At 60.7% G+C, this 24,455-nt stretch carries 23 protein-coding genes; 10 read left to right on the top strand and 13 right to left on the bottom strand.

Annotated features, from left to right (window positions below; all coding sequences use genetic code 11):
- Positions 1-79 precede the first annotated feature (79 nt).
- From relA to KGB07_RS01270, 5 genes are all read right to left on the bottom strand, one after another.
- On the bottom strand, positions 80-2,323 hold the full coding sequence (relA, locus tag KGB07_RS01290) for a GTP diphosphokinase (RefSeq protein ID WP_046043002.1): 2,244 nt from the start codon (positions 2,321-2,323) through the stop codon (positions 80-82).
- Between the two features lie 122 nt (positions 2,324-2,445).
- Complete coding sequence (gene rlmD, locus KGB07_RS01285; protein ID WP_223464215.1) at positions 2,446-3,798, bottom strand: 23S rRNA (uracil(1939)-C(5))-methyltransferase RlmD; 1,353 nt, start codon at positions 3,796-3,798, stop codon at positions 2,446-2,448.
- The gene (gene cysM, locus KGB07_RS01280; RefSeq protein ID WP_046043004.1) at positions 3,798-4,700 is read right to left on the bottom strand and encodes a cysteine synthase CysM; all 903 of its coding nucleotides are present in this window, start codon (positions 4,698-4,700) and stop codon (positions 3,798-3,800) included. Before cysM ends, rlmD begins: the two co-directional genes overlap by 1 nt.
- Before the next feature lie 168 nt (positions 4,701-4,868).
- The gene (locus tag KGB07_RS01275) at positions 4,869-6,290 is read right to left on the bottom strand and encodes a sensor histidine kinase (protein ID WP_223464207.1); all 1,422 of its coding nucleotides are present in this window, start codon (positions 6,288-6,290) and stop codon (positions 4,869-4,871) included.
- Complete coding sequence (locus KGB07_RS01270; protein ID WP_046043008.1) at positions 6,280-6,999, bottom strand: response regulator transcription factor; 720 nt, start codon at positions 6,997-6,999, stop codon at positions 6,280-6,282. The genes KGB07_RS01275 and KGB07_RS01270 overlap by 11 nt, the downstream gene beginning before the upstream one ends.
- A gap of 215 nt (positions 7,000-7,214) precedes the next feature.
- Here KGB07_RS01270 and KGB07_RS01265 point away from each other — a divergent pair, with 215 nt between their 5' ends.
- The 4 genes from KGB07_RS01265 to KGB07_RS01250 all read left to right on the top strand — a co-directional run bounded on the left by KGB07_RS01265 (position 7,215) and on the right by KGB07_RS01250 (position 11,972).
- On the top strand, positions 7,215-9,968 hold the full coding sequence (locus KGB07_RS01265; RefSeq protein ID WP_223464205.1) for a response regulator: 2,754 nt from the start codon (positions 7,215-7,217) through the stop codon (positions 9,966-9,968).
- Positions 9,969-10,063: 95 nt separating this feature from the next.
- On the top strand, positions 10,064-11,056 hold the full coding sequence (locus KGB07_RS01260) for a 2-hydroxyacid dehydrogenase (RefSeq protein ID WP_046043010.1): 993 nt from the start codon (positions 10,064-10,066) through the stop codon (positions 11,054-11,056).
- Positions 11,057-11,133: 77 nt separating this feature from the next.
- Positions 11,134-11,568: a hypothetical protein gene (locus KGB07_RS01255; protein WP_223464203.1), complete on the top strand. Its 435-nt coding sequence runs from the start codon at positions 11,134-11,136 to the stop codon at positions 11,566-11,568.
- Entirely contained in the window at positions 11,568-11,972 is a 405-nt protein-coding gene (locus tag KGB07_RS01250) for an META domain-containing protein (RefSeq protein ID WP_223464202.1), read from the top strand. Before KGB07_RS01255 ends, KGB07_RS01250 begins: the two co-directional genes overlap by 1 nt.
- A gap of 90 nt (positions 11,973-12,062) precedes the next feature.
- On the opposite strand, the gene KGB07_RS01245 is transcribed toward KGB07_RS01250, so the two are convergent.
- On the bottom strand, positions 12,063-12,530 hold the full coding sequence (locus tag KGB07_RS01245) for a TlpA disulfide reductase family protein (protein ID WP_046043014.1): 468 nt from the start codon (positions 12,528-12,530) through the stop codon (positions 12,063-12,065).
- Between the two features lie 114 nt (positions 12,531-12,644).
- Between KGB07_RS01245 and arsC the strand changes: the two genes are divergently transcribed.
- From arsC to KGB07_RS01230, 3 genes are read left to right on the top strand one after another with little or no spacing between them, the layout of a single operon-like run.
- Positions 12,645-12,998, top strand: coding sequence for an arsenate reductase (glutaredoxin) (gene arsC / locus KGB07_RS01240; RefSeq protein ID WP_223464201.1), 354 nt, complete (start codon positions 12,645-12,647; stop codon positions 12,996-12,998).
- Complete coding sequence (gene wrbA, locus KGB07_RS01235; protein WP_046043016.1) at positions 12,995-13,591, top strand: NAD(P)H:quinone oxidoreductase; 597 nt, start codon at positions 12,995-12,997, stop codon at positions 13,589-13,591. The genes arsC and wrbA overlap by 4 nt, the downstream gene beginning before the upstream one ends.
- Position 13,592: 1 nt before the next feature.
- Entirely contained in the window at positions 13,593-14,018 is a 426-nt protein-coding gene (locus tag KGB07_RS01230) for a DUF2069 domain-containing protein (protein ID WP_046043017.1), read from the top strand.
- Between the two features lie 100 nt (positions 14,019-14,118).
- Here the strand turns inward: KGB07_RS01230 and KGB07_RS01225 are convergent, their stop codons facing one another.
- Together KGB07_RS01225 and ttcA are read right to left on the bottom strand one after the other, a co-directional pair.
- Positions 14,119-14,793 carry a DNA-3-methyladenine glycosylase I gene (locus KGB07_RS01225; protein ID WP_046043019.1) on the bottom strand — a complete coding sequence of 225 codons (675 nt, stop codon included), beginning with the start codon at positions 14,791-14,793 and terminating at the stop codon, positions 14,119-14,121.
- 178 nt (positions 14,794-14,971) lie between these two features.
- The gene (gene ttcA / locus KGB07_RS01220; RefSeq protein WP_008051493.1) at positions 14,972-15,796 is read right to left on the bottom strand and encodes a tRNA 2-thiocytidine(32) synthetase TtcA; all 825 of its coding nucleotides are present in this window, start codon (positions 15,794-15,796) and stop codon (positions 14,972-14,974) included.
- Between the two features lie 281 nt (positions 15,797-16,077).
- On the opposite strand from ttcA, the gene KGB07_RS01215 reads away from it, so the two are divergent.
- Together KGB07_RS01215 and KGB07_RS01210 are read left to right on the top strand one after the other, a co-directional pair.
- Positions 16,078-16,680 (top strand): Yip1 family protein, encoded by a 603-nt coding sequence (locus KGB07_RS01215; RefSeq protein ID WP_046043020.1) that lies wholly within the window; start codon positions 16,078-16,080, stop codon positions 16,678-16,680.
- Positions 16,681-16,837: 157 nt separating this feature from the next.
- Positions 16,838-17,332 carry a SprT family zinc-dependent metalloprotease gene (locus tag KGB07_RS01210; RefSeq protein ID WP_046043022.1) on the top strand — a complete coding sequence of 165 codons (495 nt, stop codon included), beginning with the start codon at positions 16,838-16,840 and terminating at the stop codon, positions 17,330-17,332.
- A 42-nt stretch (positions 17,333-17,374) separates the two neighbouring features.
- Here the strand turns inward: KGB07_RS01210 and KGB07_RS01205 are convergent, their stop codons facing one another.
- Complete coding sequence (locus KGB07_RS01205) at positions 17,375-18,556, bottom strand: CaiB/BaiF CoA transferase family protein (protein ID WP_046043024.1); 1,182 nt, start codon at positions 18,554-18,556, stop codon at positions 17,375-17,377.
- Positions 18,557-18,700: 144 nt separating this feature from the next.
- Positions 18,701-20,035 carry a dicarboxylate/amino acid:cation symporter gene (locus KGB07_RS01200; RefSeq protein WP_046043025.1) on the bottom strand — a complete coding sequence of 445 codons (1,335 nt, stop codon included), beginning with the start codon at positions 20,033-20,035 and terminating at the stop codon, positions 18,701-18,703.
- 338 nt (positions 20,036-20,373) lie between these two features.
- On the opposite strand from KGB07_RS01200, the gene KGB07_RS01195 reads away from it, so the two are divergent.
- On the top strand, positions 20,374-21,372 hold the full coding sequence (locus KGB07_RS01195; RefSeq protein ID WP_046043026.1) for an AraC family transcriptional regulator: 999 nt from the start codon (positions 20,374-20,376) through the stop codon (positions 21,370-21,372).
- A gap of 81 nt (positions 21,373-21,453) precedes the next feature.
- Here the strand turns inward: KGB07_RS01195 and KGB07_RS29625 are convergent, their stop codons facing one another.
- From KGB07_RS29625 to KGB07_RS01175, 3 genes are all read right to left on the bottom strand, one after another.
- Complete coding sequence (locus KGB07_RS29625) at positions 21,454-22,209, bottom strand: polysaccharide deacetylase family protein (RefSeq protein WP_052960579.1); 756 nt, start codon at positions 22,207-22,209, stop codon at positions 21,454-21,456.
- Between the two features lie 196 nt (positions 22,210-22,405).
- Positions 22,406-23,752: an ATP-binding protein gene (locus KGB07_RS01180; RefSeq protein WP_046043027.1), complete on the bottom strand. Its 1,347-nt coding sequence runs from the start codon at positions 23,750-23,752 to the stop codon at positions 22,406-22,408.
- A complete protein-coding gene (locus KGB07_RS01175; protein WP_046043028.1) occupies positions 23,749-24,426 on the bottom strand; it encodes a response regulator transcription factor in 678 nt (225 codons plus the stop codon). Before KGB07_RS01175 ends, KGB07_RS01180 begins: the two co-directional genes overlap by 4 nt.
- Positions 24,427-24,455: the final 29 nt, after the last annotated feature.

Here is a 24,455-nt window from a genome sequence, read left to right as displayed (position 1 = left end):
TCAACATCAATGTGTCCTTCAAGCCGCCATCGCGAGCAAGCTCGCTCACACAGTAGAACGGTGCCAGACATGAACACCATCACGGCGTACGGTTACGCCGGGTTTCGATGATGTTCGGCAACTGGGAAATCCGCCCCAGCAACCGCCCCAATGCATCCAGCCCCGGAATCTCGATGGTCAGGGACATCAGCGCGGTGTTGTCCTCCTTGTTCGAGCGGGTGTTGACCGCCAGCACGTTGATCCGCTCGTTGAGCAGCACCTGCGAAACATCACGCAGCAAACCGGAACGGTCGTAGGCGCGGATGACGATGTCCACCGGATAGGTGAGCACCGGTACCGGGCCCCAGCTGACCTGGATGATCCGCTCTGGCTCCCGCCCGCTCAGTTGCAGCACCGAGGCGCAGTCCTGGCGGTGAATGCTCACGCCACGGCCCTGGGTGATGTAACCGACGATGGCATCCCCCGGCAGCGGCTGGCAGCAGCCGGCCATCTGGGTCATCAGGTTGCCGACGCCCTGGATCTGAATGTCGCCGCGCTTGCCCGGTTTGTATCCGGTGGCCTTGCGTGGAATCAGTTCAAGCTGCTCGTTGCCACGCTCCGGCTCGACCAGTTGCTGCGCCAGGTTGACCAGTTGCGCCAGGCGCAGGTCCCCGGCACCGAGGGCGGCGAACAGGTCTTCGGCGGTTTTCATGTTGGCCTTGTCGGCCAGCTTGTCGAAATCCACCGCCGGCAGGCCGAGGCGATTGAGCTCGCGCTCGAGCAGGGTTTTACCGGCCGCGACGTTCTGGTCGCGAGCCTGCAACTTGAACCAGTGAACGATCTTCGCCCGTGCTCGCGACGTGGTGACGTAGCCCAGGTTCGGGTTCAGCCAGTCGCGGCTCGGGGTGCCGTGCTTGCTGGTGATGATCTCGACCTGTTCACCGGTTTGCAGGCTGTAGTTGAGCGGTACGATGCGCCCGTTGATCTTGGCGCCACGGCAGTTGTGACCAATTTCGGTGTGGACGCGGTAGGCGAAGTCCAGCGGGGTCGCGCCCTTCGGCAAGTCAATGGCGTGACCGTCCGGGGTGAAGATGTACACCCGGTCCGGCTCGATATCGACCCGCAACTGTTCCGCCAGGCCACCGATGTCACCCAGCTCTTCGTGCCATTCGAGCACCTGACGCAGCCAGGAGATTTTCTCTTCGTAGTGATTGGAACCGGACTTGACGTCGGTGCCCTTGTAGCGCCAGTGCGCGCACACGCCGAGTTCGGCTTCTTCGTGCATCGCGTGGGTGCGAATCTGCACTTCCAGCACCTTGCCCTCGGGCCCGATCACCGCGGTGTGCAGCGAGCGATAGCCGTTTTCCTTGGGGTTGGCGATGTAGTCGTCGAACTCTTTCGGGATGTGTCGCCACAGGGTGTGGACGATGCCGAGCGCGGTGTAGCAATCGCGCATTTCCGGCACCAACACACGCACGGCACGCACGTCGTAGATCTGGCTGAACTCCAGCCCCTTGCGCTGCATTTTGCGCCAGATCGAATAGATGTGTTTGGCCCGGCCGCTGATGTCGGCATCGACGCCGGTGGCCTGCAGTTCGTTTTTCAGCTGACTCATCACATCGCTGATAAAACGCTCGCGATCCAGTCGCCGCTCATGGAGCAACTTGGCAATCTGCTTGTACTGGTCCGGTTCCAGGTAACGGAAGGACAAGTCTTCCAGTTCCCACTTGATGTGACCGATACCCAGGCGATGGGCCAGCGGAGCGTAGATGTCGAAGACTTCACGGGCCACGCGGTTGCGTTTTTCGTCGTCGGCGGTCTTCACCGCGCGGATCGCGCACGTGCGTTCGGCCAGTTTGATCAGGGCAACGCGAACGTCGTCGACCATGGCCACCAGCATCTTGCGCAGGTTTTCCACCTGGCCCTGGGTGCCCAGCACCAGGGATTTGCGCGGGCTCAGGCTGTCGCTGATCGCGGCCATGCGCTGCACGCCGTCGATGAGCTTGGACACCACCGGACCGAAGCGCTGGCTGACGGCCGGCAACTTGATCTGGCCTTCGCGCACGCCTCGATACAGGATCGCGGCGACCAGTGAATCCTGGTCGAGCTTGAGGTCGGCGAGGATCTCGGCGATCTCAAGCCCGGTACGGAAAGTCGAGTTACCTTCCGACCACAGATTCTGTGCCGCATTGGCTTGTTGTTCGGCCTCGCGAGCGTACTCGCAGGCCTCTTTCAAGGCTTCGCGATCCAGTGCCAGATCGACACTGACCGCATGATCGAGCCAAGCCTCGAGATTGATACTGCCGTCGGTGTTGATCGGCTGGTGTGCTCTCACCTGTACCATCTTGCTTACCTTCCCTACGACGCAGATTCAATGCGTCAAATCGCTGACCTTCGTTGCCCGTGCGCCCACGTCGGGCTGGGTGCGCGGCTGCACGGGCGGGCCAGTCGGACCAGACGAGCATCCTAGCTCGCTTCAAATAACGCCATGGCCTCGACATGTGCCGTTTGAGGAAACATATCGAGAATCCCGGCACGTTTTAACCGGTAGCCCTGCTTGATCAATTCGACCGTGTCGCGCGCCAGAGTTGCAGGGTTGCACGACACATACACCAAACGTTCGGCGCCAAGGCTCTTGAGCTTGCGCACGACCTCGAAAGCACCGTCACGCGGTGGGTCCAAGAGTACCGCACAAAAGCCTTCGGCGGCCCATTCGGCGTCCGTCAAAGGCTGGGATAAATCGGCCTGAAAAAACTTCGCGTTATGCAGATTATTACTAGCCGCATTCGCCGCTGCCCGATCGACCATCACCTGCACACCTTCGACCGCCACCACTTCACGAGCGGCCTTGGCCAGCGGCAAGGCAAAGTTGCCCAGACCACAGAACAGGTCGAGGACGCGCTCATCCGCTGTCGGCCTCAACCAGTCCAGTGCCTGGGCGACCATCGCTTCGTTGACGGCGGCGTTGACCTGGATGAAATCCCCGGGACGATACGCCAGCTCCAGGTCCCACTGTTCAAGACGATAGCCCAACGACTGATCGGCCTCGACCGGATGCGGTTCGCCGTCGCCATGCAGCCACAACTGGGCTTCATGGAACGCACAGAATTCCTTGAGGATCGTCAGGTCGGCGTCGGACAACGGCGCCATGTGCCGCAGCAACACGGCCAGCGTCGAGCCGCTGAACAACTCCACATGCCCGAGTGCCTGGGGTTTGCTCAAGCGCCGCAGCATCTCCGGCAAGCGGCTCATGATCGGTTGCAAGGGTTGTACCAGCACCGGGCAGTCATCGATGCCAACAATGTCCTGGCTGCCGGCAGCACGGAAACCGACTTCGAGTTTTTTCGCCTTCATGTCCCAGCGCACCGCCACGCGGGCGCGACGCCGGTAAGCGAACTCCGCACCGCTCAATGGCGCCGCCCACTCTTCGGGCTCGACGCCCGCGACCCTCGACAACTGCTCGGCGAGCATGCGCTGTTTCAGGGCAAGCTGTTCGTTGTGGGGCAGATGCTGCACGCTGCAACCGCCGCAGCGGCCGGCATGGGCGCACGGTGCCGGGCGGCGCAATTCGCTGGCCTTGAATACCCGTTCGGTGCGCGCCTCGACCACTTTGCCGTGGGCACCGAGGACGCGCGCCTCGATCTCTTCACCGGCCATTGCGCCGATGACGAACCAGGTGCGACCTTCGAAAAACGCGATACCGCGACCGTCATTGGCCAGGCGCTCGATGGTCAGGCGCTGCTTTTTGCCGGTCGGGACTTGCGGGGCCTTGCTGCCGCCGGTGGGCTGGAAGCGCAGGCCTCTTTCATGTTTGGCCATCAGTTGGGCGCGTCGAAAATGCCGGTCGACAGGTAACGGTCGCCACGGTCGCAGATGATCGCGACGATCACCGCGTTTTCAACTTCTTTGGACAGGCGCAGCATTGCCGCCACGGCACCGCCCGAGGACACGCCACAGAAAATGCCTTCTTCGCGGGCCAGACGACGGGTCACGTCTTCGGCTTCGCTTTGGGCCATGTCGACGATGCGGTCCACGCGGTCGGCCTGGTAGATCTTCGGCAGGTATTCCTGAGGCCAGCGACGGATACCCGGGATCGCCGAGCCTTCCATCGGCTGCAGGCCGATGATCTGCACGTTGTCGTTCTGCTCCTTGAGGTAGCGCGACACGCCCATGATGGTGCCGGTGGTGCCCATGGAGCTGACGAAATGGGTGATGGTGCCCTGGGTCTGGCGCCAGATTTCCGGACCGGTGGTGGTGTAGTGCGCCTCAGGGTTGTCACCGTTGGCAAACTGATCCAGTACCTTGCCGCGACCTTCGGCTTCCATCTTCTGCGCGAGGTCACGGGCGCCTTCCATGCCCTGTTCCTGGCTGACCAGAATCAGCTCGGCGCCATAGGCCGTCATGGCTGCCTTGCGCTCGGCGCTGGAGTTGTCCGGCATGATCAGGATCATCCTGTAACCCTTGATCGCGGCGGCCATGGCCAGAGCGATCCCGGTGTTGCCCGAGGTCGCCTCGATCAACGTATCGCCAGCGTGGATCTGCCCGCGCAGTTCGGCGCGGGTAATCATCGACAGCGCCGGACGGTCCTTGACCGAACCCGCCGGGTTGTTCCCTTCGAGCTTGAGCAAAAGGGTATTGCTGGTGGCGCCGGGCAGGCGCTGCAAACGAACCAGCGGAGTGTTGCCGACGCAATCGGCGATGGTTGGGTACTGCAAGGTCATGGCGTATTCGCAATCCAGACTGCGGGGGTGCCTATCATACCGGCAAACGTTCGCAGGCCATATCACGCAAAGTATGGTGCTTATGGTTAATGGGAATAAGCAGATATTTTGCGGTGAACTTGAGGGCCTCTTCGCGGGCAAGCTCGCTCCCACAGGGTACCGCGGTGATCACAGGTTTCGCGATTCAAACACGGTCAATGTGGGAGAGAGCCTGCTCGCGATGGCGTCGGCACTGGCGCTATTAACATCCGCCAACAAGCGCATATTCATCCGCAACCCGGTCCCTGTGTTCTGCGCCCACAGCTGTCCACCCTGACGCTGCACCGCATTCCTGGCGATGCTCAGGCCCAGGCCAAACCCACCATCCCCCGGCCGCGAACCGTCGAGTCGGGTGAACGGCAGGAAGATCCGCTCCAGATCAGCTTCTGCCACACCGCCACCCTGATCCTCCAGCCACAGGTGCCAGAAATCGCCATCACGACGACCGCCCAATTGGACAATGCCTCCCGCCGGCGAATGACGAATGGCATTACGCAGAATATTTTCCAACGCCTGGGCCAGGGTGTTGAGATGACCGCGAACCCAGCAGGATGCATCCACCGTGCATTGCAACTGCGTATCGGGCCAGCCACTTTCGTAGCAGGCGTTCTCCGTGAGCATTTCCCACAGGGCCTGGATCTGGATCGCTTCGTCGGGCAATCGGGTGCGCTCGGTATCAAGCCACGCCAGTTGCAGCGTGTCCTCCACCAAGCGCTGCATGCCATCGACCTCACGACCAATGCGCTCGCGCAATGGCTCCAGCCCCTGCTCGCTTTCACTGGCCACTCGCAGGCGGCTCAAGGGGGTACGCAACTCGTGGGACAGATCGCGCAGCAGTTGCTGTTGCAAAGCCACGGTGCTTTGCAGGCGCTCAGACATGTGATCGAACGCCCGCCCCAACTCACCCAGTTCATCCGATCGATTGGTGGTCCGGGTCGACAGCCGTACGTTCAGTTGATCGGCACGCCAGGCATTGGCCTGTTCACGCAAGCTGTTGAGCGGCACCACCAACACGCGATACAGCCCGACGCACAGCAGCAAGGTGAACAATCCCGGAATCACGCCATTGGTGATCACCCGCCAGAACACCCGGTAACGCCCGGGTACGAAGCGCTTGGGCAGCTCGATCACCAGGCTGCCGGCGGACGGATCACCGGGAAACGGTATGCGCATCCACGGTTGGCCTTTCTTGTGGATTGGCCAATCGAGGCCGCGCAAAAAAGTCAGGCGTTCGACTTCCTTGTCCGTCAGCGATTGGTTGCTCAAGGACTGCAAATCACCGCCGATGACACCGACCCAGCCTTTTTCCCGATGATGCATGCCTTGCAGCCAGTCATCGACACCGACGTTCTGGCGCTGCTGCCACGCCTGCTCGGCTTCGGCGGCATAACCGGACAGGGTGCCGCGAGCCTCATCGGAGAGGAACTGGTTACGTTCCTCCATGTAACGGCCCCAAGACCAACTCAGCCAGATCATCAGCAGGCAGAAAGAGACCAATAGACAAGCCAGCTTCCAGAACAGCGAATGCCTGCCCGGCAAATTACATTTCATCGGCGGCGCTCAGGATGTAGCCCTTGCCCCATACCGTGCGCACTTCACGCTCGGTGTAGCCAATGGCCTTGAGCTTGCGGCGGATCTGGCTGATGTGCATGTCCAGGCTGCGGTCATGGGCCGCGTAGCCGCGCTGCAGCACCTGTTGATAAAGGAAGGCTTTGCTCAGTACTTCGTCGGCGCTGCGGTGCAGCGTCTCCAGTAACCGATACTCGCTGCGGGTCAGGCCACCGGCCTGTTCGCCGTAAAAGACCTCGAAGCTTTCATCGTCGAAACGCAGGCTGTCCATTGACGAGGCCAGCACTGCGGGCGCGGGTCGACGGTCGAGTGCCACCCGCCGCAGAATGGCTTCGATGCGTACCCTCAACTCCACCATGCTGAAGGGCTTGGGCAGGTAATCATCGGCCCCCAGGCGAAAGCCGCTGATGCGATCGGCCTCGGCACCGAGGGCCGACATCAGCAACACCGGGGTGGAATGGCTCTGGCGCAATTGGGTCAGCACCGCCAGGCCGTCCATGCCCGGCAACAGGATATCCATCAGCACCACGTCGAAAGGTTCCCTGCGGGCAATATCCAGGCCTTCCTGACCGTTCTGGCACCAGGTCACCTGGAAGCCGCTGCGGTCCAGATGCTCATGCACGTAGGCGCCGAGCACAAGGTCGTCTTCGATGGACAGGATTCGGGGGAGGCCAGCAGTGATGGGAGCCATGACTATCTGCAAACAATTCTCAGTTAAGTGATTATTCAAGATTGCCTCGCCAGGGGCAACCCACGGTTTGTCCGTTTTGCCAAAGAGCCGCCCGGACCGACGAATGACGGCACCATTTTTACGAGGATTGCCCGCGAGCAAATCGCTACACTGCGCAAGTGGTGCATGGCGGATGCATGTACGGGTCTATAAATAGCGGGATGCAGGAGAGATGCGTGCTCAAGAAACTGGGAATCAAAGGCCGCGTGCTGTTGCTGACCCTGTTGCCAACCAGCCTGATGGCGTTGGTGCTGGGGGGTTATTTTACCTGGATGCAACAGGCTGACCTGCACATCCAGCTCATGCAGCGCGGCGAAATGATCGCCGAGCAGTTGGCCCCACTGGCGGCGCCCGCCATGGGCCATCAGGACAACGAACTGCTCGAACGCATCGCCACCCAGGCCCTGGAACAAACCGACGTGCGGGCGGTGACCTTCCTGGCTCCTGACCGCACGCTGCTGGCCCACGCCGGCCCGACCATGCTCAACCAGACACCTTCCGGCAGTGGCACGCAGATGCTGCGCCGCAGTGGCAACGATGCGACCCGCTATCTGCTGCCGGTATTCGGCAAACACCGCAACCTGGCCGGGGACGTGATTCCCGAAGAAGCCGATCGCCTGCTGGGCTGGGTCGAGCTTGAACTGTCCCATAACAGCATGCTTTTGCGTGGTTACCGCAGCCTGTTCGCCAGCCTGATGCTGATCATTGCGGGACTGACGGGTGCGGCACTGCTGGCCCTGCGCATGGGCCGCACGATCAATCGGCCGTTGAGCCAGATCAAGCAGGCCGTGGCCCAACTCAAGGACGGTCATCTGGAAACCCGCTTGCCACCCCTCGGCAGTCAGGAACTGGACGAGCTGGCCTCCGGCATCAACCGCATGGCCGGCACCCTGCAAAATGCCCAGGAAGAATTGCAGCACAGCATCGACCAGGCCACCGAAGACGTGCGCCAGAACCTGGAAACCATCGAGATCCAGAACATCGAGCTGGACCTGGCGCGCAAGGAAGCCCTGGAAGCGAGCCGGATCAAGTCCGAATTCCTGGCCAACATGAGCCATGAAATCCGCACGCCGCTCAATGGCATTCTCGGCTTCACCCACCTGCTGCAAAAAAGCGAGCTCACCCCACGCCAGCTCGACTACCTGGGCACCATCGAAAAGTCCGCCGACAGCCTGCTGGGCATCATCAACGAGATTCTCGACTTCTCGAAAATCGAGGCCGGCAAGTTGGTGCTCGACCATATTCCGTTCAACCTGCGCGACCTGCTCCAGGACACCTTGACCATCCTCGCCCCGGCCGCCCACGCCAAGCAGTTGGAACTGGTGAGCCTGGTGTACCGGGACACGCCGCTGTCACTGGTAGGCGACCCGCTGCGGCTCAAGCAGATCCTGACGAACCTGGTGAGCAACGCGATCAAGTTCACCCGCGAAGGCACCATCGTCGCCCGCGCCATGCTCGAAGAAGAACACGAAGACACCGTGCAGTTGCGCATCAGCATTCAGGACACCGGCATCGGTCTGTCGAACCAGGACGTGCGCGCCCTGTTCCAGGCCTTCAGCCAGGCCGACAACTCGCTGTCACGGCAGCCCGGCGGTACTGGCCTGGGCCTGGTGATTTCCAAGCGCCTGATCGAACAGATGGGCGGTGAGATCGGCGTCGACAGTACGCCGGGGGAAGGCTCGGAGTTCTGGATCAGCCTGAGCCTGCCGAAAACCCGCGACGATGCCGAAGACCTGCCCTCCGCGCCCTTGCTCGGGCGACGGGTGGCGGTACTGGAAAACCACGAACTGGCGCGGCAGGCGTTGCAGCATCAACTGGAAGACTGCGGCCTCAGCACCACACCGTTCAATACCCTGGAAAGCCTGACCAATGGCGTCACCGCCGCCCACCAGACCGACCAGGCGATCGAGCTTGCCGTGCTCGGCATCACCAGTAACGACATGCCGCCGGAACGCCTCAACCAGCACATCTGGGACCTCGAGCATCTTGGCTGCAAAGTCTTGGTGCTGTGCCCGACCACGGAACAGACGCTGTTCCATCTTTCCGTGCCCAACCCCCACAGCCAGCTCCAGGCGAAACCGGCCTGCACCCGCAAGCTGCGCCGCTCCCTTTCTGACTTGGTCAACCCGCGACCGATGCGCAGCGAACCGGGCGAACCGGTGTCCAGCCGTGCCCCGAAGGTACTTTGCGTCGACGACAATCCGGCCAACCTGATGCTGGTGCAGACCCTGCTCGAAGACATGGGCGCCAAGGTGCTCGCGGTGGAAAGCGGTTATGCTGCCATCAAGGCGGTACAGAACGAGACATTCGATCTGGTGTTGATGGACGTGCAGATGCCCGGCATGGACGGTCGCCAGAGCACCGAGGCGATCCGCCAGTGGGAAAGCGAACGCCATTGCACCCCGCTGCCGATCGTGGCCCTCACCGCCCACGCCATGGCCAACGAAAAACGCGCACTGCTGCAAAGCGGCATGGACGACTACCTGACCAAACCGATCAGCGAACGGCAATTGGCCCAGGTGGTGCTGAAATGGAGTGGCCTGGCGCTGCGCAATCACAGCCCGGAGCGTTCCGGCGATGGACATGCTGGCGCCCATGACCTGTTGGTGCTCGACCACGACGAAGGATTGCGCCTGGCCGCCGGCAAGGCTGACCTGGCTGCAGACATGCTGGCGATGCTGCTCGCTTCCCTGGAAGCCGACCGCGAAGCCATCCGCCTCGCTCAGCAAAGCAACGACCACAACGCCCTGATCGAACGGGTCCATCGCCTGCATGGCGCGACGCGTTATTGCGGCGTACCGCAATTGCGTGCGGCCTGCCAACGCAGCGAAACCCTGCTCAAGCAACAGGACCCGAAAGCCAGCGTGGCACTGGATGAGCTCGACCGGGCAATCAATCGCCTGGCGGCCCAGGCGCGCATGAATGCTTGATGCAGCGCAATCGTTAAAGGCTGCCGGCGAGCTAACCTGACGACTGTCGAATGCAGGCTTGCTCAACGGTGCAGGCCACCTTCAAGGAGCACCGCATGCGTACGATTCTTTTCAGCAGCCAGAACTACGACCGCGAGAGCTTTCTCGCGGCCGAGCAACCGGCCGGCATCGAGCTGCAATTTCAGCCTGCGCGCCTGAGCCTCGACACGGTAGCGCTCGCCCAAGGGTATGAAGCGGTCTGCGCGTTCATCAATGATGACCTCGGCGCGGCGGTGCTCGAGCGCCTGGCCGCCGGTGGCACACGCCTGATCGCCCTGCGTTCGGCCGGCTACAACCATGTCGACTTGCCGACGGCAAAGCGTCTGGGACTGACCATCGTGCGCGTCCCGGCCTATTCGCCCCACGCCGTGGCCGAACATGCAGTGGCGCTGATCCTCGCACTCAACCGCCGCTTGCCCCGCGCCTACAACCGCACCCGAGATGGGGATTTCAGACTACAGGGGCTGACCGGTTTCGACCTGGTAGGCAAGACCGTCGGCGTGGTCGGCACCGGTCAGATTGGCGCGACCTTCGCCAAAATCATGAGCGGGTTTGGCTGCCAGTTACTGGCCTATGACCCCTACCCCAACCCACAGGTCAAAGCCCTCGGCGCGCGCTACCTGAGCCTGCCGCAGCTGCTTGCCGAATCGCAGATCATCAGCCTGCACTGCCCGCTCAACGAGCAGAGCAAGCACCTGATCAACCGTCAATCCCTGGCGCACATGCAACCGGGCGCGATGCTGATCAATACCGGGCGTGGCGGCCTGGTGGACACCCCGGCGCTGATCGATGCCTTGAAAGACGGTCGCCTGGGTTACCTCGGGCTGGATGTGTATGAGGAAGAGGCGCAGTTGTTCTTCGAGGACCGCTCCGACCTGCCGCTGCAAGACGATGTGCTGGCACGGCTGCTGACCTTTCCTAACGTGATCGTCACTGCGCACCAGGCCTTCCTGACCCGCGAAGCGCTGGACGCGATTGCCACCATCACATTGCGCAACATTTCAGCCTGGGCAGCGGGCACCCCGGAAAACTTGGTGACGGGAAACTGAAACGGATCGAAGGTCATCTGCCTGCGCGATGCGGCGTGCAAGCCCGTGCTAGCATATCGCGCATATTTGGAGGACCCATGGTCGAACACGATTTCCGCTACAGCCTGATGAACCCGCAACACACCCTCACTGAATGCCGCGCCCTGGTGCCGGGGCGTTATCAAGTCACTGGCAACGGTGGTTCGATTCGCAACAATGACGTGCTGGTCGTGACCCTCAAGGGTGCGAAGGACTTGTCCATGCGCCTGACCGTCGAAACGGTTCGCCACCTGATCAACCCGCCCGGCCAATGGGTCGCGGTGGCCAGTGGCCCGGTGTTCGGTGAACTGGCCATCCACACCTGGCAAGTGAACTGTGACAGCTGCGCCAAAGAGCTGAGCTTCGAGTTCGCCGTCGATACCAAGCTGGGCAACAAGGCCGAAAAGCCTGCCGCCACCGCGCGGATTGCCGAGTTGGGCTGGACCACTGTCGGCGAGAAACACCTGTGCCCGAAATGCCAGGAGCCTGCGTGATGAAACGCCTCGCTCTGACCGCCATGGTCGGCGCCAGCCTGCTGGGCTGCGCCGCCGAGCCGGTGCAACTGCAACAGAACCGCAGCTACATTCTGGAGTGGATCGGCGAGCGGCCGTTGATGGACTACAGCCACCTGACCATCACCTTCGGCGAAGATGGCCGGGCCTACGGCAATGGCGGCTGCAACCACTGGTTTGCGCCGTACACCCTCGATGGCGACAAACTGACCTTCGGCAAAATCGGCAGCACCCGCAAATTGTGCGCGCCGGCGCTGATGGAACAGGAAAAACGCTTCCTTCAGGCCCTGGAAAACGTCCAGCGCTGGGACGTCTCCCCGATCGAGCAGATACGCTTCTGGCCAGCCGAAGGCAAGCCGCTGCGTTGGTGGCTTGAGGAGGGTTGATCCCCCCTGGGTATCCCGAGAAACCTGTGGCGGGGGGGCAAGCCCCCTCGCCACAAAAAGCCCGCTCGCCACAGTGAATCGATCATCCGATCAGTTTTTAGCCTGCAACGCCTCAAGCTTCGCCATCACCCCCGCCGCCGTCTGTTCACCCATCAACTGCTCACGTACCTTGCCCTTGTTATCGATGATGTAGGTCACCGGCAACGCTTCGCTGCGCGGCAACTCGAACAGTTCGGAAGGGTCCTGCGCCAGCACGGTGAACCTGATCCCCAGTTTCTCGCTCGCGCCCTTCAGCTCTTGCCCCTGGACGTTGTCGAAATTGACTCCGAACACACCGATTTTCTTGTCCTTGAGCTGCTCGGCCAGGGTGTTCAACTCCGGTATCTCGGTACGGCAAGGTCCGCACCATTCTGCCCAGTAGTTGAGCACCAGCCATTTGCCATCCAGGCGGTCAGAGGCGATTTTATGACCATCTTGGTCGATGCCATAGTCATTACCGCAGCCCCCCAGCATCAACGCTCCGATGATCGCCAATGCTGCTGCCAGTCGCCTTGTCATGTCGTGTTCCTTGTCAAAAATTGAATGCACCTGCGACCCATCGCCTCTCACGGTTCTGGATTGCGCGTTGCACAGTTAGAATAGCCGCCACCTTACGCAAGATGCGACCCGCTCATGACCGATCTGACGCTTTATCACAACCCGCGCTGCTCGAAATCCCGCGGTGCGCTCGAACTGCTTGAAGCCCGTGGCCTGACGCCGACCGTGGTCCGTTACCTGGAAACCCCGCTGGACGCCCCGCAGATCCAGGGCCTGCTGGGCAAACTCGGGATCAGCGCCCGGCAATTGCTGCGCACCGGCGAGGACGAGTACAAGACCCTCGACCTGGCTGACAGCAGCCTGAGCGAAGCGCAATTGATCGCCGCCATCGCCGCCCACCCGAAACTGATGGAGCGACCGATTCTCGAAGTCGGTGACAAGGCCATCATCGGCCGCCCACCGGAGCAGATCCTGGAACTGTTGCCATGAGCGCACCGTACATTCTGGTCCTGTACTACAGCCGCAGCGGCTCGACCAACGAAATGGCCCGGCAGATCGCCCGTGGTGTCGAACAGGCCGGGCTTGAGGCCCGCCTGCGCACGGTGCCGGCGATTTCCACCGAGTGCGAAGCCGTTTCGCCGGAAATTCCCGACGAAGGCGCGCTGTATGCCAGCCTCGACGACCTGAAGAACTGCGCCGGCCTGGCGCTCGGCAGCCCGACCCGTTTCGGCAACATGGCCGCGCCACTCAAGTACTTTCTCGACGGTACCAGCAACCTGTGGCTGACCGGCGCCCTGGTGGGCAAACCGGCGGGTGTATTCACCTCCACCGCGAGCCTGCACGGCGGCCAGGAAACCACGCTGCTGTCGATGATGCTGCCACTGCTGCACCACGGCATGCTGATCACCGGCCTGCCCTACAGCGAGTCGGCGCTACTGGAAACCCAGGGCGGCGGTACGCCATACGGCGCCAGCCACCACGCCGGTGCCGACGGCAAAAGCGGTCTGGATGCCCATGAAGTGGCGTTGTGCCGCGCGCTGGGTATGCGCCTGGCCAAGACTGCACAGAAACTGGAGAGCTGAGGTGGCCAAGAAGCCGAAGATCCTGCCCGCCCTCGAATGGCTCGAACCACGGGTCAAGGCGATGCGCGCCATCAGCCTGCTGTGCTTTTTCGGCCTGGTGGGACTGCTGTGTGTTTACTACCTGGCGATTGCCGACCTGCACGGGGCACGCCCCTGGGTGATTCTGTTGATCGAGCTGGTGCCACTGCTGATTCTGGCACCGGGGATGATCATCGGCAGCCCTCGCGGGCATTCGTGGATGTGCTTTGTAGTGAACCTGTATTTCATCAAGGGCGCATTGGCTGCCTATGACCCGAACCGGCAAATCTTCGGTTTGTTGGAGATGGGCGCGAGTCTGGCGGTGTTTTGTTCGGCACTGTTGTATGTGCGCTGGCGGTATCAGTTGAACCGCAAGCTGGTGGGTGAAGGTGAAATCTCTGCCACCTGATCTGACGCCATCGCGAGCAAGCTCGCCCCCACAGGGGATTTTGTGAACGACACAGATCCAATGTGGGAGCGAGCCTGCTCGCGATTGGGGCGACTCGGTCTCAATGATTCACTGTGTAAGCCAGCATCATCGAAATCTGGCTCATCGGCCGCCCGCCACTTTCCTCATACCACTGGTTGAACACGTCCTGCACTAACGCCAGGTCGCGCAGACTGCTCGGCACCTTGTCGATGATGTCCTGCGCATTCAATGCCGCGACCACGTCATAGCTCGGCACAAAAGTGTCCTTGCCGATCATCCGCAAGAAACGCGGGGCCGACAGACCGCCCAACTGATGTCCGCGTTTTTTCAGGAAGGTCCAGAGCCCGACGATATCGGTCACCGGCCAATCGGCGATCAGCGCACCGAAGCTGCCCTTTTCATGGGCCACATCCAATATGAACTGTGCATTGCGCGGCACGCTCTTGAGCTTGCCCAGGTGACGGATGATCCGCGTGTCCTGCATCAGGCGTTCAAGGTGCTCGGCACTCATCAGCACGACTTTTTCCGGGTCGAACTTGAAGAACACTTCTTCGAAGGCCGGCCACTTCGCATCCACCAGGCTGTGCTTGAGCCCGGCACGGAATACCCGCAACGCCATCGTCGAGAGGTAGCGATCGTCGCTGATCTTGCGCAGTTGCGCCGGGGTTTTGGGAACGGGCAGATGGGCTTCCAGTTCAGCCGCCGAACCGAAGCGGTTCAGACAGTATTCATTGAGCCACTTGTAATCGCGCATGCCCTCTCCTGAGGAATGAAACAAAAACCAAATGTGGGAGCGAACTGTGGCGAGGGGGCTTGCCCCCGTTTGAGTGCGCAGCACTCACAAAATCTTTGGCTCATCAGAGATTTGGGGCCGCTTCGCAGCCCAACGGGGGCAAGCCCCCTCGCCACAGGCTTACTCCTACAGTTTTTGACTAGAGGTTGACCACATTGACGAAGCGCGAAGCGGCGCTTTCGTCGATCTTGAGGCTGGTGAAGTCGAACAGGTTGCGATCCGCCAGTTGCGACGGGATCACGTTCTGCAGGCTGCGGAAAATGCTTTCGGTACGCCCCGGGGTCTTGCGCTCCCAGTCCAGCAGCATTTCCTTGACCACCTGACGCTGCAGGTTCTCCTGGGAACCGCAGAGGTTGCACGGGATGATCGGGAATTGCTTGAAGTCCGAGTAGGCCTGGATGTCTTTTTCATTGCAGTAGGCCAGCGGGCGGATCACCACGTTGCGACCATCGTCGGCGCGCAGTTTCGGTGGCATGGCCTTGAGCGAACCGTTGAAGAACATGTTCAGGAAGAACGTTTCGACGATGTCGTCGCGATGGTGACCGAGAGCCATCTTGGTCGCGCCGATTTCATCGGCGAAGGTATAGAGCGTGCCGCGACGCAGGCGCGAGCACAGCGAGCAGGTGGTCTTGCCTTCCGGAATCAGCTCCTTGACCACCGAGTAAGTGTCTTTCTCGACGATGTGGTACTCGATCCCCAGTTCCTTGAGGTAGGCCGGCAGCACGTGCTCCGGGAAGCCCGGCTGCTTCTGGTCCATGTTCACAGCCACGATCTCGAACTTGATCGGCGCGACCTTCTGCAAGTGCATCAGCACATCGAGCATGGTGTAGCTGTCCTTGCCACCGGACAGGCAGACCATGACCTTGTCGCCGTCTTCAATCATGTTGAAATCGGCAACCGCCTCTCCGGCCAGTCGGCGAAGGCGCTTTTGCAGTTTGTTCTGGTTGACTGTGAGAGTGCCCATGACGCGAAATCCGTGAGGTGTGACGAAAGGCCGGCATTTTACGCAAATTCTTTGCACTTGTGGCGAGGGGGCAACATCTCCAGCTCACCTACAGACCCTGCAGCGATTAACAACCGGGTTTACAGCGCGATTTGCTCTAAAGCCCCTACTCCCTCTGGGGAAACTCCTCCCTATACTGCGACATAAGGTCACATACAAATTCAGACCTATGACTTACTTGGCCGCATTGGCCCGTAGGCGCTCCACTGGGGGGCGACGGTAAAACAAGAGGAGTGACTGGCATGATCCATCACGTAGTGGGGCTCTTCACCCACCCTGACCAAGAATGGAAAGAAATCCGTGGCGACCAGGAGGAAAGCATCAGCCACATGTACCTGACCCATACACTGATTCTGGCGGCGATCCCCGCCGTGTCTGCCTTTATTGGCACCACGCAGGTCGGCTGGGTCATCGGCAATCGGGCTCCCGTGATGCTGACCGTAGAAAGCGCGATATGGATGACGATCATGTCGTACGTGGCGATGCTCGGTGGTGTTGCGGTAATGGGCGCGTTCATCCACTGGATGGCCCGCACCTATGACGCCAACCCAAGCCTCGCCCGTTGCATTGCGTTTGCAACCTACACCGCCACACCGTTGTTCATCGGCGGACTCGCTGCCTTGTACCCGCACTTGTGGCTGGGGATGATCGTCGGCACCGCCGCCATCTGCTACACGGTGTATTTGCTGTATGTGGGCTTGCCGACATTCATGAACATTCCATCTGACGAGGGCTTCCTGTTTTCAAGTTCGGTGCTCGCCGTAGGCCTGGTGGTGCTGGTCGCCATCATGGCGTTCACAGTCATTGTCTGGGGACTCGGCGTGGGCCCGGTCTACACCAGTTAGTCGCTCATCACTGAAAATCGGAACTGCTGACAAAGGCCGCCGCAAGGCGGCCTTTTCATTCTTCAGCAACGAGACGGCACACGACCATTCGGCACCTTGGCGATTCGCAAGGTCCCAGGGTTGCGGCATACTCGACCGCTCTGGAGATCCATCAAGCATGCCCGAGCAACTCAATACCCGCGTCGAAGACTGTTTCCAACTAGCCGAATCCTTTTTCAAACGACCTTTCAAGCGCCCCGTGGTGAGCCTCAAGCTGCGCGGGCAAAAAGCCGGTGTCGCGCATTTGCACGAGAACCTGCTGCGCTTCAACCCGCAGTTGTACCGGGAAAACACCGAAGATTTCCTCAAGCAGACCGTGGCCCATGAAGTCGCACATCTGATCGCCCACCAGCTGTTCGGCGACCGCATCCAGCCCCATGGCGAAGAGTGGCAATTGATCATGCGCGGCGTGTACGAACTGCCGCCCAACCGCTGCCACACCTATGATGTCAAACGCCGCAGCGTGACCCGCTACATCTACAAGTGTCCGTGCGCCGACAGCGACTTCCCGTTCTCGGCACAGCGCCACAGCCTGGTTCGGCAGGGACGGCGGTACCTGTGCCGGCGGTGTCGCAATACCTTGGTGTTCAGTGGGGAGATGCGGGTCGAGTAGCGGGATGTGTGCTGGCCGTACTAACCTCTTCGCAGGCAGACGCTAGAGAACTACCTTGGCGAACCGCAATTGAGCAATCCGCTCAGCACTGAACCCCAACTCCCCCAACACCTGATCCGTATGCTGCCCCAGCGCCGCGCCAATATGCCGGGGCTCAGGCAACCCTTGCGAAAACTTCAGCGGACACGCCATCTGCGCCTGGGACGAGCCATCGCCACGGGGCACGTCGGTCACCAACTCCCGCGCTTGCAACTGTGGATGATGCAGCGCTTCTCCCAGGCTCAATACCGGCTCGACACACGCATCCCGTTCGGCGAACAGCGTACGCAACTCGGCAAAGTCATGCTTTTCGAACTCGACCCTCAGCGCGTCTTTAAGCTGTTTCTGATGCGCCGGTTGCGGTGACAGGCCGAGGCCGGCCAATTCCTCCAGCCCCAATGCCGTGCACAACTGTTTCATGAATACCGGTTCCAGGCTGCCCACCGACAGCCAGCGCCCATCCCGGGAGCGGTAGTAATCGTAGAAACTGCCACCGTTGAGCACCTGGTTTTCCGGAGCCGGCTCGACGCCACAGGCCAGATACCCGGCACCTGCCATCGCATTCAGGCTGAACGCGCAGTCGGTCATGCTGACATCCAGGTGCTGACCCTGACCGGTTTGCTGCCGGGCAATGACTGCCGCCAGCAAACCAATCACTCCGTGCAGCGAACCACCGGCGACATCCGCCACCTGCATGCCCAACGGCAGCGGCCCGGTGTCGGCACGGCCGGTGTAGCTCGCCAGCCCGGACAGGGCCAGGTAGTTGATGTCATGGCCGGCGCGGTCCTTGTAGGGGCCGGTCTGGCCATAGCCGGTGATCGACACATAAATCAATTTCGGATTGATCGCCCTCAGGGCTTCGTAACCCAGGCCCAGACGCTCCATGACACCTGGGCGGAACTGCTCGAGCACAATGTCGTAGTCCTGCAGCAACGACCTGATCACCTCCAGCGCCTCAGGCTGCTTGAGGTCCAGGGCGAGGCTGCGCTTGTTGCGATTGAGGTAGGCATGACTGGCTGACACACCTTGATCGTGGGGCGGCAACACCCGCAGCAGGTCCATGCGGGTCGGTGATTCGATGCGCAGCACTTCGGCGCCCATGTCCGCCAGCAGCAACGAGGCGAACGGCCCCGGCAGCAGTGTCGAGAAATCCAGAACCTTGAGTGATGCCAGTGGACCGAACATGAGCGTTCTCCCTTAACGATGCCCACAGCCTAGGCAGCCGATTGCTTTGCAGCAATCACCTTATACGCCACGTGCAGTGACCGTTGCGCTCAATCGCCGGGCATGAAAAAACCCGCCGAAGCGGGTTTTTCATTACAACAAGGCTTACTTGGCGTTCGTCGGGGTTGCCCCTTCGACGTGGCCCAGTGCATCGTCTTTAGGCTCGTCGGCGATGCCGCGACCGCCCGATGCCAGCTCCGCTTGCAACACGTCGGTGTCCAGTTCCTTGACCCACTTGGCCACAACGATGGTGGCCACGGCGTTACCGACCAGGTTGGTCAGGGCACGGGCTTCGGACATGAAGCGGTCGATACCGAGGATCAGCGCCAGGCCGGCGACCGGCAGGTGGCCCACGGCGGACAGGGTGGCAGCCAGTACGATGAAGCCGCTACCGGTCACACCCGCAGCGCCTTTGGAGGACAGCAGCAACACCACCAGCAGGGTGATCTGGTGCGTGATGTCCATGTGCGTATCGGTTGCCTGGGCAATGAACACCGCGGCCATGGTCAGGTAGATGGCGGTACCGTCGAGGTTGAACGAGTAACCGGTCGGGATCACCAGACCCACGACAGATTTCTGCGCGCCCAGACGCTCCATCTTGACCAGCATGCGTGGCAGCACCGATTCCGAAGAAGAAGTACCGAGCACAATCAGCAGTTCTTCACGGATGTAGCGGATCATTTTCAGCACGCTGAAGCCGTGCAGACGGGCGATGGAGCCCAGCACAATCAGGATGAACAGCAGGCAGGTGATGTAGAAGCACGCCATCAGTTGACCCAGCTGCACCAGCGAGCCGACACCGTAGGCACCGATGGTGAACGCCATGGCACCGAAAGCACCGATCGGCGCGAGCTTCATGATCATGTTGATGATGTTGAACATCACATGGGCGAAGCGATCGATGAAGTCCAGCAGCGGCTTGCCGTAGGCACCCAGGCGATGCAGGGCGAAACCGAAGATCACCGAGAACATCAGCACTTGCAGGATGTCGCCCGTGGCGAATGCGCCAACGATGGTGGCCGGGATCACGTTGAGGAGGAAGCCGATGACACTTTGATCAGCACCAGCCGCTACGTAGGTAGCGACTTTGGAGGCATCCAGGGTGCTTACGTCGATGTGCATGCCCGCGCCTGGCTGCACGACGTTGACCACGACCAGACCCACCAGCAATGCGATGGTCGAAACGATTTCAAAGTAAAGGAGTGCGTAACCGCCAGTCTTGCCGACCGCTTTCATGTCCTGCATGCCGGCGATACCGCTGACGACGGTGCAGAAGATGATCGGGGCGATGATCATTTTGATCAGTTTGATGAACCCGTCACCCAGCGGCTTTACCGCCACACCGAGCTGCGGATAGAAGTGACCGAGCAAAATACCGATGACAATTGCAACGATCACCTGGAAATACAGGGATTTGTACAGTGGCTGACGAGTCGTCATTGCAAAGTTCCTCAAGGGTGCCCGGTGACAACATCCATCTGTTGCCCGCAACACCGCAATTGCGAACCCTCCTGCACTGGAGGGATTTGTTTTTTCGAGCTGCGCAACGGCAGGCATCTGCTCGTTGTATCGCAAGGCCCGTGCCACCTTCCGTAAAAACCCTGCAAGCCTTTTGATCTCCGGGGTTGCAGCGAACTCCCTGTCACCGAACGGTTATAAGCATGTGGCGGATTTCCGCCCTTCCATTAACAGTCGTCCTGCTATTTGGCGGATATCCGCCCTGTTCATGCCCGCGGTGCGCAGCTAACATCCGTCGATCAACGGTCAGATCTACTGCCATGCGCGAACGCACCATCGCCAGTCATTTCGCCCGCGCCGCCCTGGGTGGTGCGCATCGGCACGGCTACGACTATTCGGACCTGCTACAGCAACTGGGAATCAGCCCCGAGTTGCTGGACGAGCCCCGGGCACGCATCGCTCCGGAGCAATTCACCCAATTGATCCAGGCGTTGTGGCTGGCGCTGGACGACGAGTACCTGGGGTTCGGGCAAGCCCCAAGCAGGCCGGGCAGCTTCGCGATGATGTGCCATGCCGTGATTCACTGCCGCAACCTGGATAAGGCACTCCATCGCGGCTTATTGTTTTATAGCCTATTCCCCGGGGCTCCGCGTTTGACCCTGAGCCGCGAAGATGAATGGGTGCGCCTGAGCCTGGACGACTCACAACTCTGGGACCCGGATCATTTCCTCAGCGAGAGCCTGCTGGTGATCTGGCACCGCTTCGGCAGCTGGCTGATCGGCCAGCGCATTCGCCTGGAGCAGGCCACGTTCAGCTACCCCCGGCCGGAACACGGCGCCGAGTACGACCTGCTGTTTTCCTGCCCGCTTGAGTTTTCCAGGCCCCAGAGCAGCCTGTTGTTTCACAGCCGCTACCTGGCCATGCCGCTGCTGCAGGACGAACGTACCCTCAAGCATTTCCTCGAGCGCTCCCCCGCCGACCTGCTCTCGCGCCCGGACGATGGCGACAGTTTGAGCAGCCGCCTGCGGCGCTTGCTCAGTCGCGACAGCTCACGCTGGCCTGACCTTGAAGCCGTGGCCGCGCACCTGCACATCAGCCCGCAGACCCTGCGCCGGCATTTGCGGGAAGAGGGTTCGAGCTTTCAGGAATTGAAGGACCAGTTGCGCCGGGATATCGCGATTTATCACCTGAGCCGCGCCGACCTGTCGTTGCAACAGATCGCCGAGCAGCTGGGGTTTTCCGAGCCGTCGGCGTTTCACCGGGCGTTCAAGAAGTGGACGGGGCTGACGCCAGGGGCATATCGGGCGCAGGAGAGCTGAGTTTCAGCACCTGCGTTGCGCAGTGATCACTGGCGTCTCCCGAACGCACCCGGTAATACCCCGTCCAGGATTTGCGAACGCTTACTCCAGAGGCGGGATGATCAGTGACAAGCCAGGGTAAATTTTGTCTGGATGATCCAGCGCCGACCTGTTCGCATTAAAGATCAGTGGGTACTTGGCAGCATCACCATAAAACTCTCTGGCAATTTTGGACAATGTATCGCCCCTTACAACCACATACATATTCAACTGACTGACCGGCGGAATCGCCAGTGTGGCTGGTGATTCGAAATCCACATCGCCCAGCAGTTTTATTTGTCCGATGAACCGGCCAAGATTATTGGCCGTGGTCGCGTGTATGTCATGCATCAGCACAATGGAGTTCTTTCTTTTCCTTATTTGCTCAACACCATGGGATACCCAGCCCCCAGGTTGATAGTTGCTGCTCCAGTCCAGGGTATCCACGCTCCAGAGAACCTGCCGATACCCCAACTCGGCGACAGTGCGATCGACCATCGCATCGTGAGCGCCATAAGGCGGCCTCATGATCAGGTCCGGCTGCTGGTAGGGAGTCAGTGCCTGCTCCGTCATCTTGATTTGATCGATGATGGTATCTTTGTCCTGACCGACCAGTCTTAGATGATCGTAAGTGTGATTGCCGATCCGGTGCCCTTCGTCCAGGATGCGCTTGATACGCTCGCCATGCCTGGCAACCAGATTGCCAACAATAAAAAACGTTGCCTTGATATCAAACAGCTCCAGTGTTTCGAGCACGGTTTCGGTCTGGGCTTGCCGAGGACCGTCGTCAAACGTCAGCCAAACTTTCTTCCTTTCCATTTTTATCTCCATTGGTGGCTTGTAACGCTTCAGCCCCTATCCACTCATGCAACCAACACAGGCTCTGCGTGTGCATGTCGTCAATAAGGCGGGGCTTATTACTTGCCACCAAACGGCGGAACGCCAACAAAACATTGTTGCCGGTCGTTTAACGCCTGATACCTGTAGCCCGAAAAGACTGCTATCAAATATCCGTTCACACCGCCGGAAAATGAATCCGGAACGCCGCCCCGCCCATCGGTGAATCCCCCAGGGTCAGCTTGGCGCTGTAGCTTTCGATGATGTCCTTGACCACCGCCAGGCCGATACCCTGCCCAGGGTGCTGGCGGTCCAGGCGCTCTCCGCGCTCGAGAATCCGTGCGCGCTGATTCTGTGGTACGCCGGGGCCGTCATCCTCGACACACAACTCAGTGCCGCTGAGGGTTTCGCGCACACTGATGCGTATTTCGCCCAGGCACAGGCGATAGGCGTTTTCCAGCAGGTTGCCCATCATCTCCAGCAGAGCTCCCTGCTCGATCGGTACGTAACACGGGTCGGGCAGGTCGAACGCGACGTGCACGCGCTTGTCGCGATAGACCTTGTCCAGCGTGTCGCACAGGCTTTTCAGTACCGGTCGCAAGTGCACCTGATGACGTACCAGGCCGCTTTTTCGCAGGCTGGCGCGCTGCAGCTGGTAGCTGATCTGCTGGCTCATGCGTTCGATCTGGGTTTGCAGCACCCAGGCCTGATCGCGATCCTCTGGACGCTGGGCCATGTCTTCACTGACGCCTTGCAACACCGCCAGTGGCGTTTTCAGGCTATGGGCCAGGTCGTCGAGGGAATCACGGTAGCGACTGCGCTGCTCACGCTCACTGTGCAGCAAACGGTTGAGGGAGCCGGTCAGGCGCAGCAATTCCCGGGGATGTTCCTCACTGAGGCTTTCGCGGGTACCACCTTCGATCTGGTCCAGCTCCTGGCTCAAGCGCCGCAAAGCCTGCAAGCCCCAGGTCAGGCCGATCCACAGCAACGCCAGCAGCACCAGCAGTGCCGCGCCAAAACCCAGATAGAGATTTTCCCGCAGGCCTTCGAGGGTCAGCTCGTACTCGCGAACCGGCTGCAACGCCACGATGCTGAAGGCTGCACTTTTGCCGCCGAGCAACTTGACCTCTACGTCGTAGACGAAGAACTCCTGGCCATTGGCTTCGCGGATCCGCGCAAACTCACTGCCACGTCCGTCGTAGCGCGGCTTGTAGTTGATATGTTCTTCCTGGGTCGCCTTCGAACGCCACACCAGATGTCCTTCACGGTCATAGATGTAGCCGAGTAATCGGCTGTCGGTGAGGTTGAAGCGCTCGTCAGGCAATTGCGCCGGCATCTGCAGGCTGTTGTTCTCCACCCGGGCGGCCGAGATCAGCGTGGTCACGTCGGATGCCAGACGCTGCTCGATGGAGTCCTGCAGCGCCAGGCTGAAGGCGCCTTGCATCGCCGGTAGCAACGCCAACATGAACAACACCGCCAACAGCGTGGCGGCGAGCATCAAGCGTATGCGCAGCGAACGGATCAAGTGCAACGCTCGTTGAACAGGTAGCCCAGGCCTCGCACGGTGTCGATCGGCTTGAACCCGCCAGGCCCCTCCAGTTTGCGGCGCAGACGGCCGACCAGCACCTCGATCACATTCGGATCACGCTCGTCGTCATCCGGGTAGAGCTGCTCCATCAAGCGATCCTTGGGCACCACTTGCTGATGATGGCGCATCAGGTATTCGAGAATACGGTACTCATACGCGGTCAGTGCCAGCGGCTGTTCGTCGAGGGACGCCTGCTTGCGGTTCAGGTCCAGCAGTAACGGGCCAGCGACGATGGTCGACTGGGTGAAACCGCTGGAACGTCGCAGCAAGGCATTCAGGCGGGCCTCCAGTTCTTCGAACTGAAACGGCTTGACCAGATAATCATCGGCACCCGCGGCCAGGCCTTCAACCTTGTCCTGCCAGTTGCCACGCGCGGTGAGGATCAGGATCGGGAAGGTTTTGCCACCTGAGCGTAACTGGCGGATCAGGTCGAGCCCGCTCATGCCCGGCAAACCGAGGTCGATCACCGCCAGGTCAAAGTTGAACTGTGCGGTCTGGTACAGCGCCTCCTCGGCGTTGGCCACGGACTCGACCACGTGGCCGCTCTCCGTCAGACGGGTTTGCAGGTGATGACGCAGCAGCGCTTCATCTTCGACGACCAGCAATTTCATATTGCACTCCCGGGCAAATCAATATCTCC

The sequence above is a fragment of the Pseudomonas sp. GL-RE-26 genome, from assembly GCF_019956275.1.
GTDB classification, from domain to species: Bacteria; Pseudomonadota; Gammaproteobacteria; order Pseudomonadales; family Pseudomonadaceae; genus Aquipseudomonas; species Aquipseudomonas grandcourensis.
The sequence above is the reverse complement of the archived record's forward strand: the minus strand, read 5'-3'. Positions and strand labels throughout refer to the sequence as shown.

Coding starts and splice junctions, on each gene's coding strand:
- relA (WP_046043002.1), bottom strand. CDS start 2,323: ATGGTACAGGTGAGAGCACACCAGCCGATCAACACCGACGGCAGTATC.
- rlmD (WP_223464215.1), bottom strand. CDS start 3,798: ATGGCCAAACATGAAAGAGGCCTGCGCTTCCAGCCCACCGGCGGCAGC.
- cysM (WP_046043004.1), bottom strand. CDS start 4,700: ATGACCTTGCAGTACCCAACCATCGCCGATTGCGTCGGCAACACTCCG.
- KGB07_RS01275 (WP_223464207.1), bottom strand. CDS start 6,290: ATGAAATGTAATTTGCCGGGCAGGCATTCGCTGTTCTGGAAGCTGGCT.
- KGB07_RS01270 (WP_046043008.1), bottom strand. CDS start 6,999: ATGGCTCCCATCACTGCTGGCCTCCCCCGAATCCTGTCCATCGAAGAC.
- KGB07_RS01260 (WP_046043010.1), top strand. CDS start 10,064: ATGCGTACGATTCTTTTCAGCAGCCAGAACTACGACCGCGAGAGCTTT.
- KGB07_RS01255 (WP_223464203.1), top strand. CDS start 11,134: ATGGTCGAACACGATTTCCGCTACAGCCTGATGAACCCGCAACACACC.
- KGB07_RS01250 (WP_223464202.1), top strand. CDS start 11,568: ATGAAACGCCTCGCTCTGACCGCCATGGTCGGCGCCAGCCTGCTGGGC.
- KGB07_RS01245 (WP_046043014.1), bottom strand. CDS start 12,530: ATGACAAGGCGACTGGCAGCAGCATTGGCGATCATCGGAGCGTTGATG.
- arsC (WP_223464201.1), top strand. CDS start 12,645: ATGACCGATCTGACGCTTTATCACAACCCGCGCTGCTCGAAATCCCGC.
- wrbA (WP_046043016.1), top strand. CDS start 12,995: ATGAGCGCACCGTACATTCTGGTCCTGTACTACAGCCGCAGCGGCTCG.
- KGB07_RS01225 (WP_046043019.1), bottom strand. CDS start 14,793: ATGCGCGATTACAAGTGGCTCAATGAATACTGTCTGAACCGCTTCGGT.
- ttcA (WP_008051493.1), bottom strand. CDS start 15,796: ATGGGCACTCTCACAGTCAACCAGAACAAACTGCAAAAGCGCCTTCGC.
- KGB07_RS01215 (WP_046043020.1), top strand. CDS start 16,078: ATGATCCATCACGTAGTGGGGCTCTTCACCCACCCTGACCAAGAATGG.
- KGB07_RS01210 (WP_046043022.1), top strand. CDS start 16,838: ATGCCCGAGCAACTCAATACCCGCGTCGAAGACTGTTTCCAACTAGCC.
- KGB07_RS01205 (WP_046043024.1), bottom strand. CDS start 18,556: ATGTTCGGTCCACTGGCATCACTCAAGGTTCTGGATTTCTCGACACTG.
- KGB07_RS01200 (WP_046043025.1), bottom strand. CDS start 20,035: ATGACGACTCGTCAGCCACTGTACAAATCCCTGTATTTCCAGGTGATC.
- KGB07_RS01195 (WP_046043026.1), top strand. CDS start 20,374: ATGCGCGAACGCACCATCGCCAGTCATTTCGCCCGCGCCGCCCTGGGT.
- KGB07_RS29625 (WP_052960579.1), bottom strand. CDS start 22,209: ATGGAAAGGAAGAAAGTTTGGCTGACGTTTGACGACGGTCCTCGGCAA.
- KGB07_RS01175 (WP_046043028.1), bottom strand. CDS start 24,426: ATGAAATTGCTGGTCGTCGAAGATGAAGCGCTGCTGCGTCATCACCTG.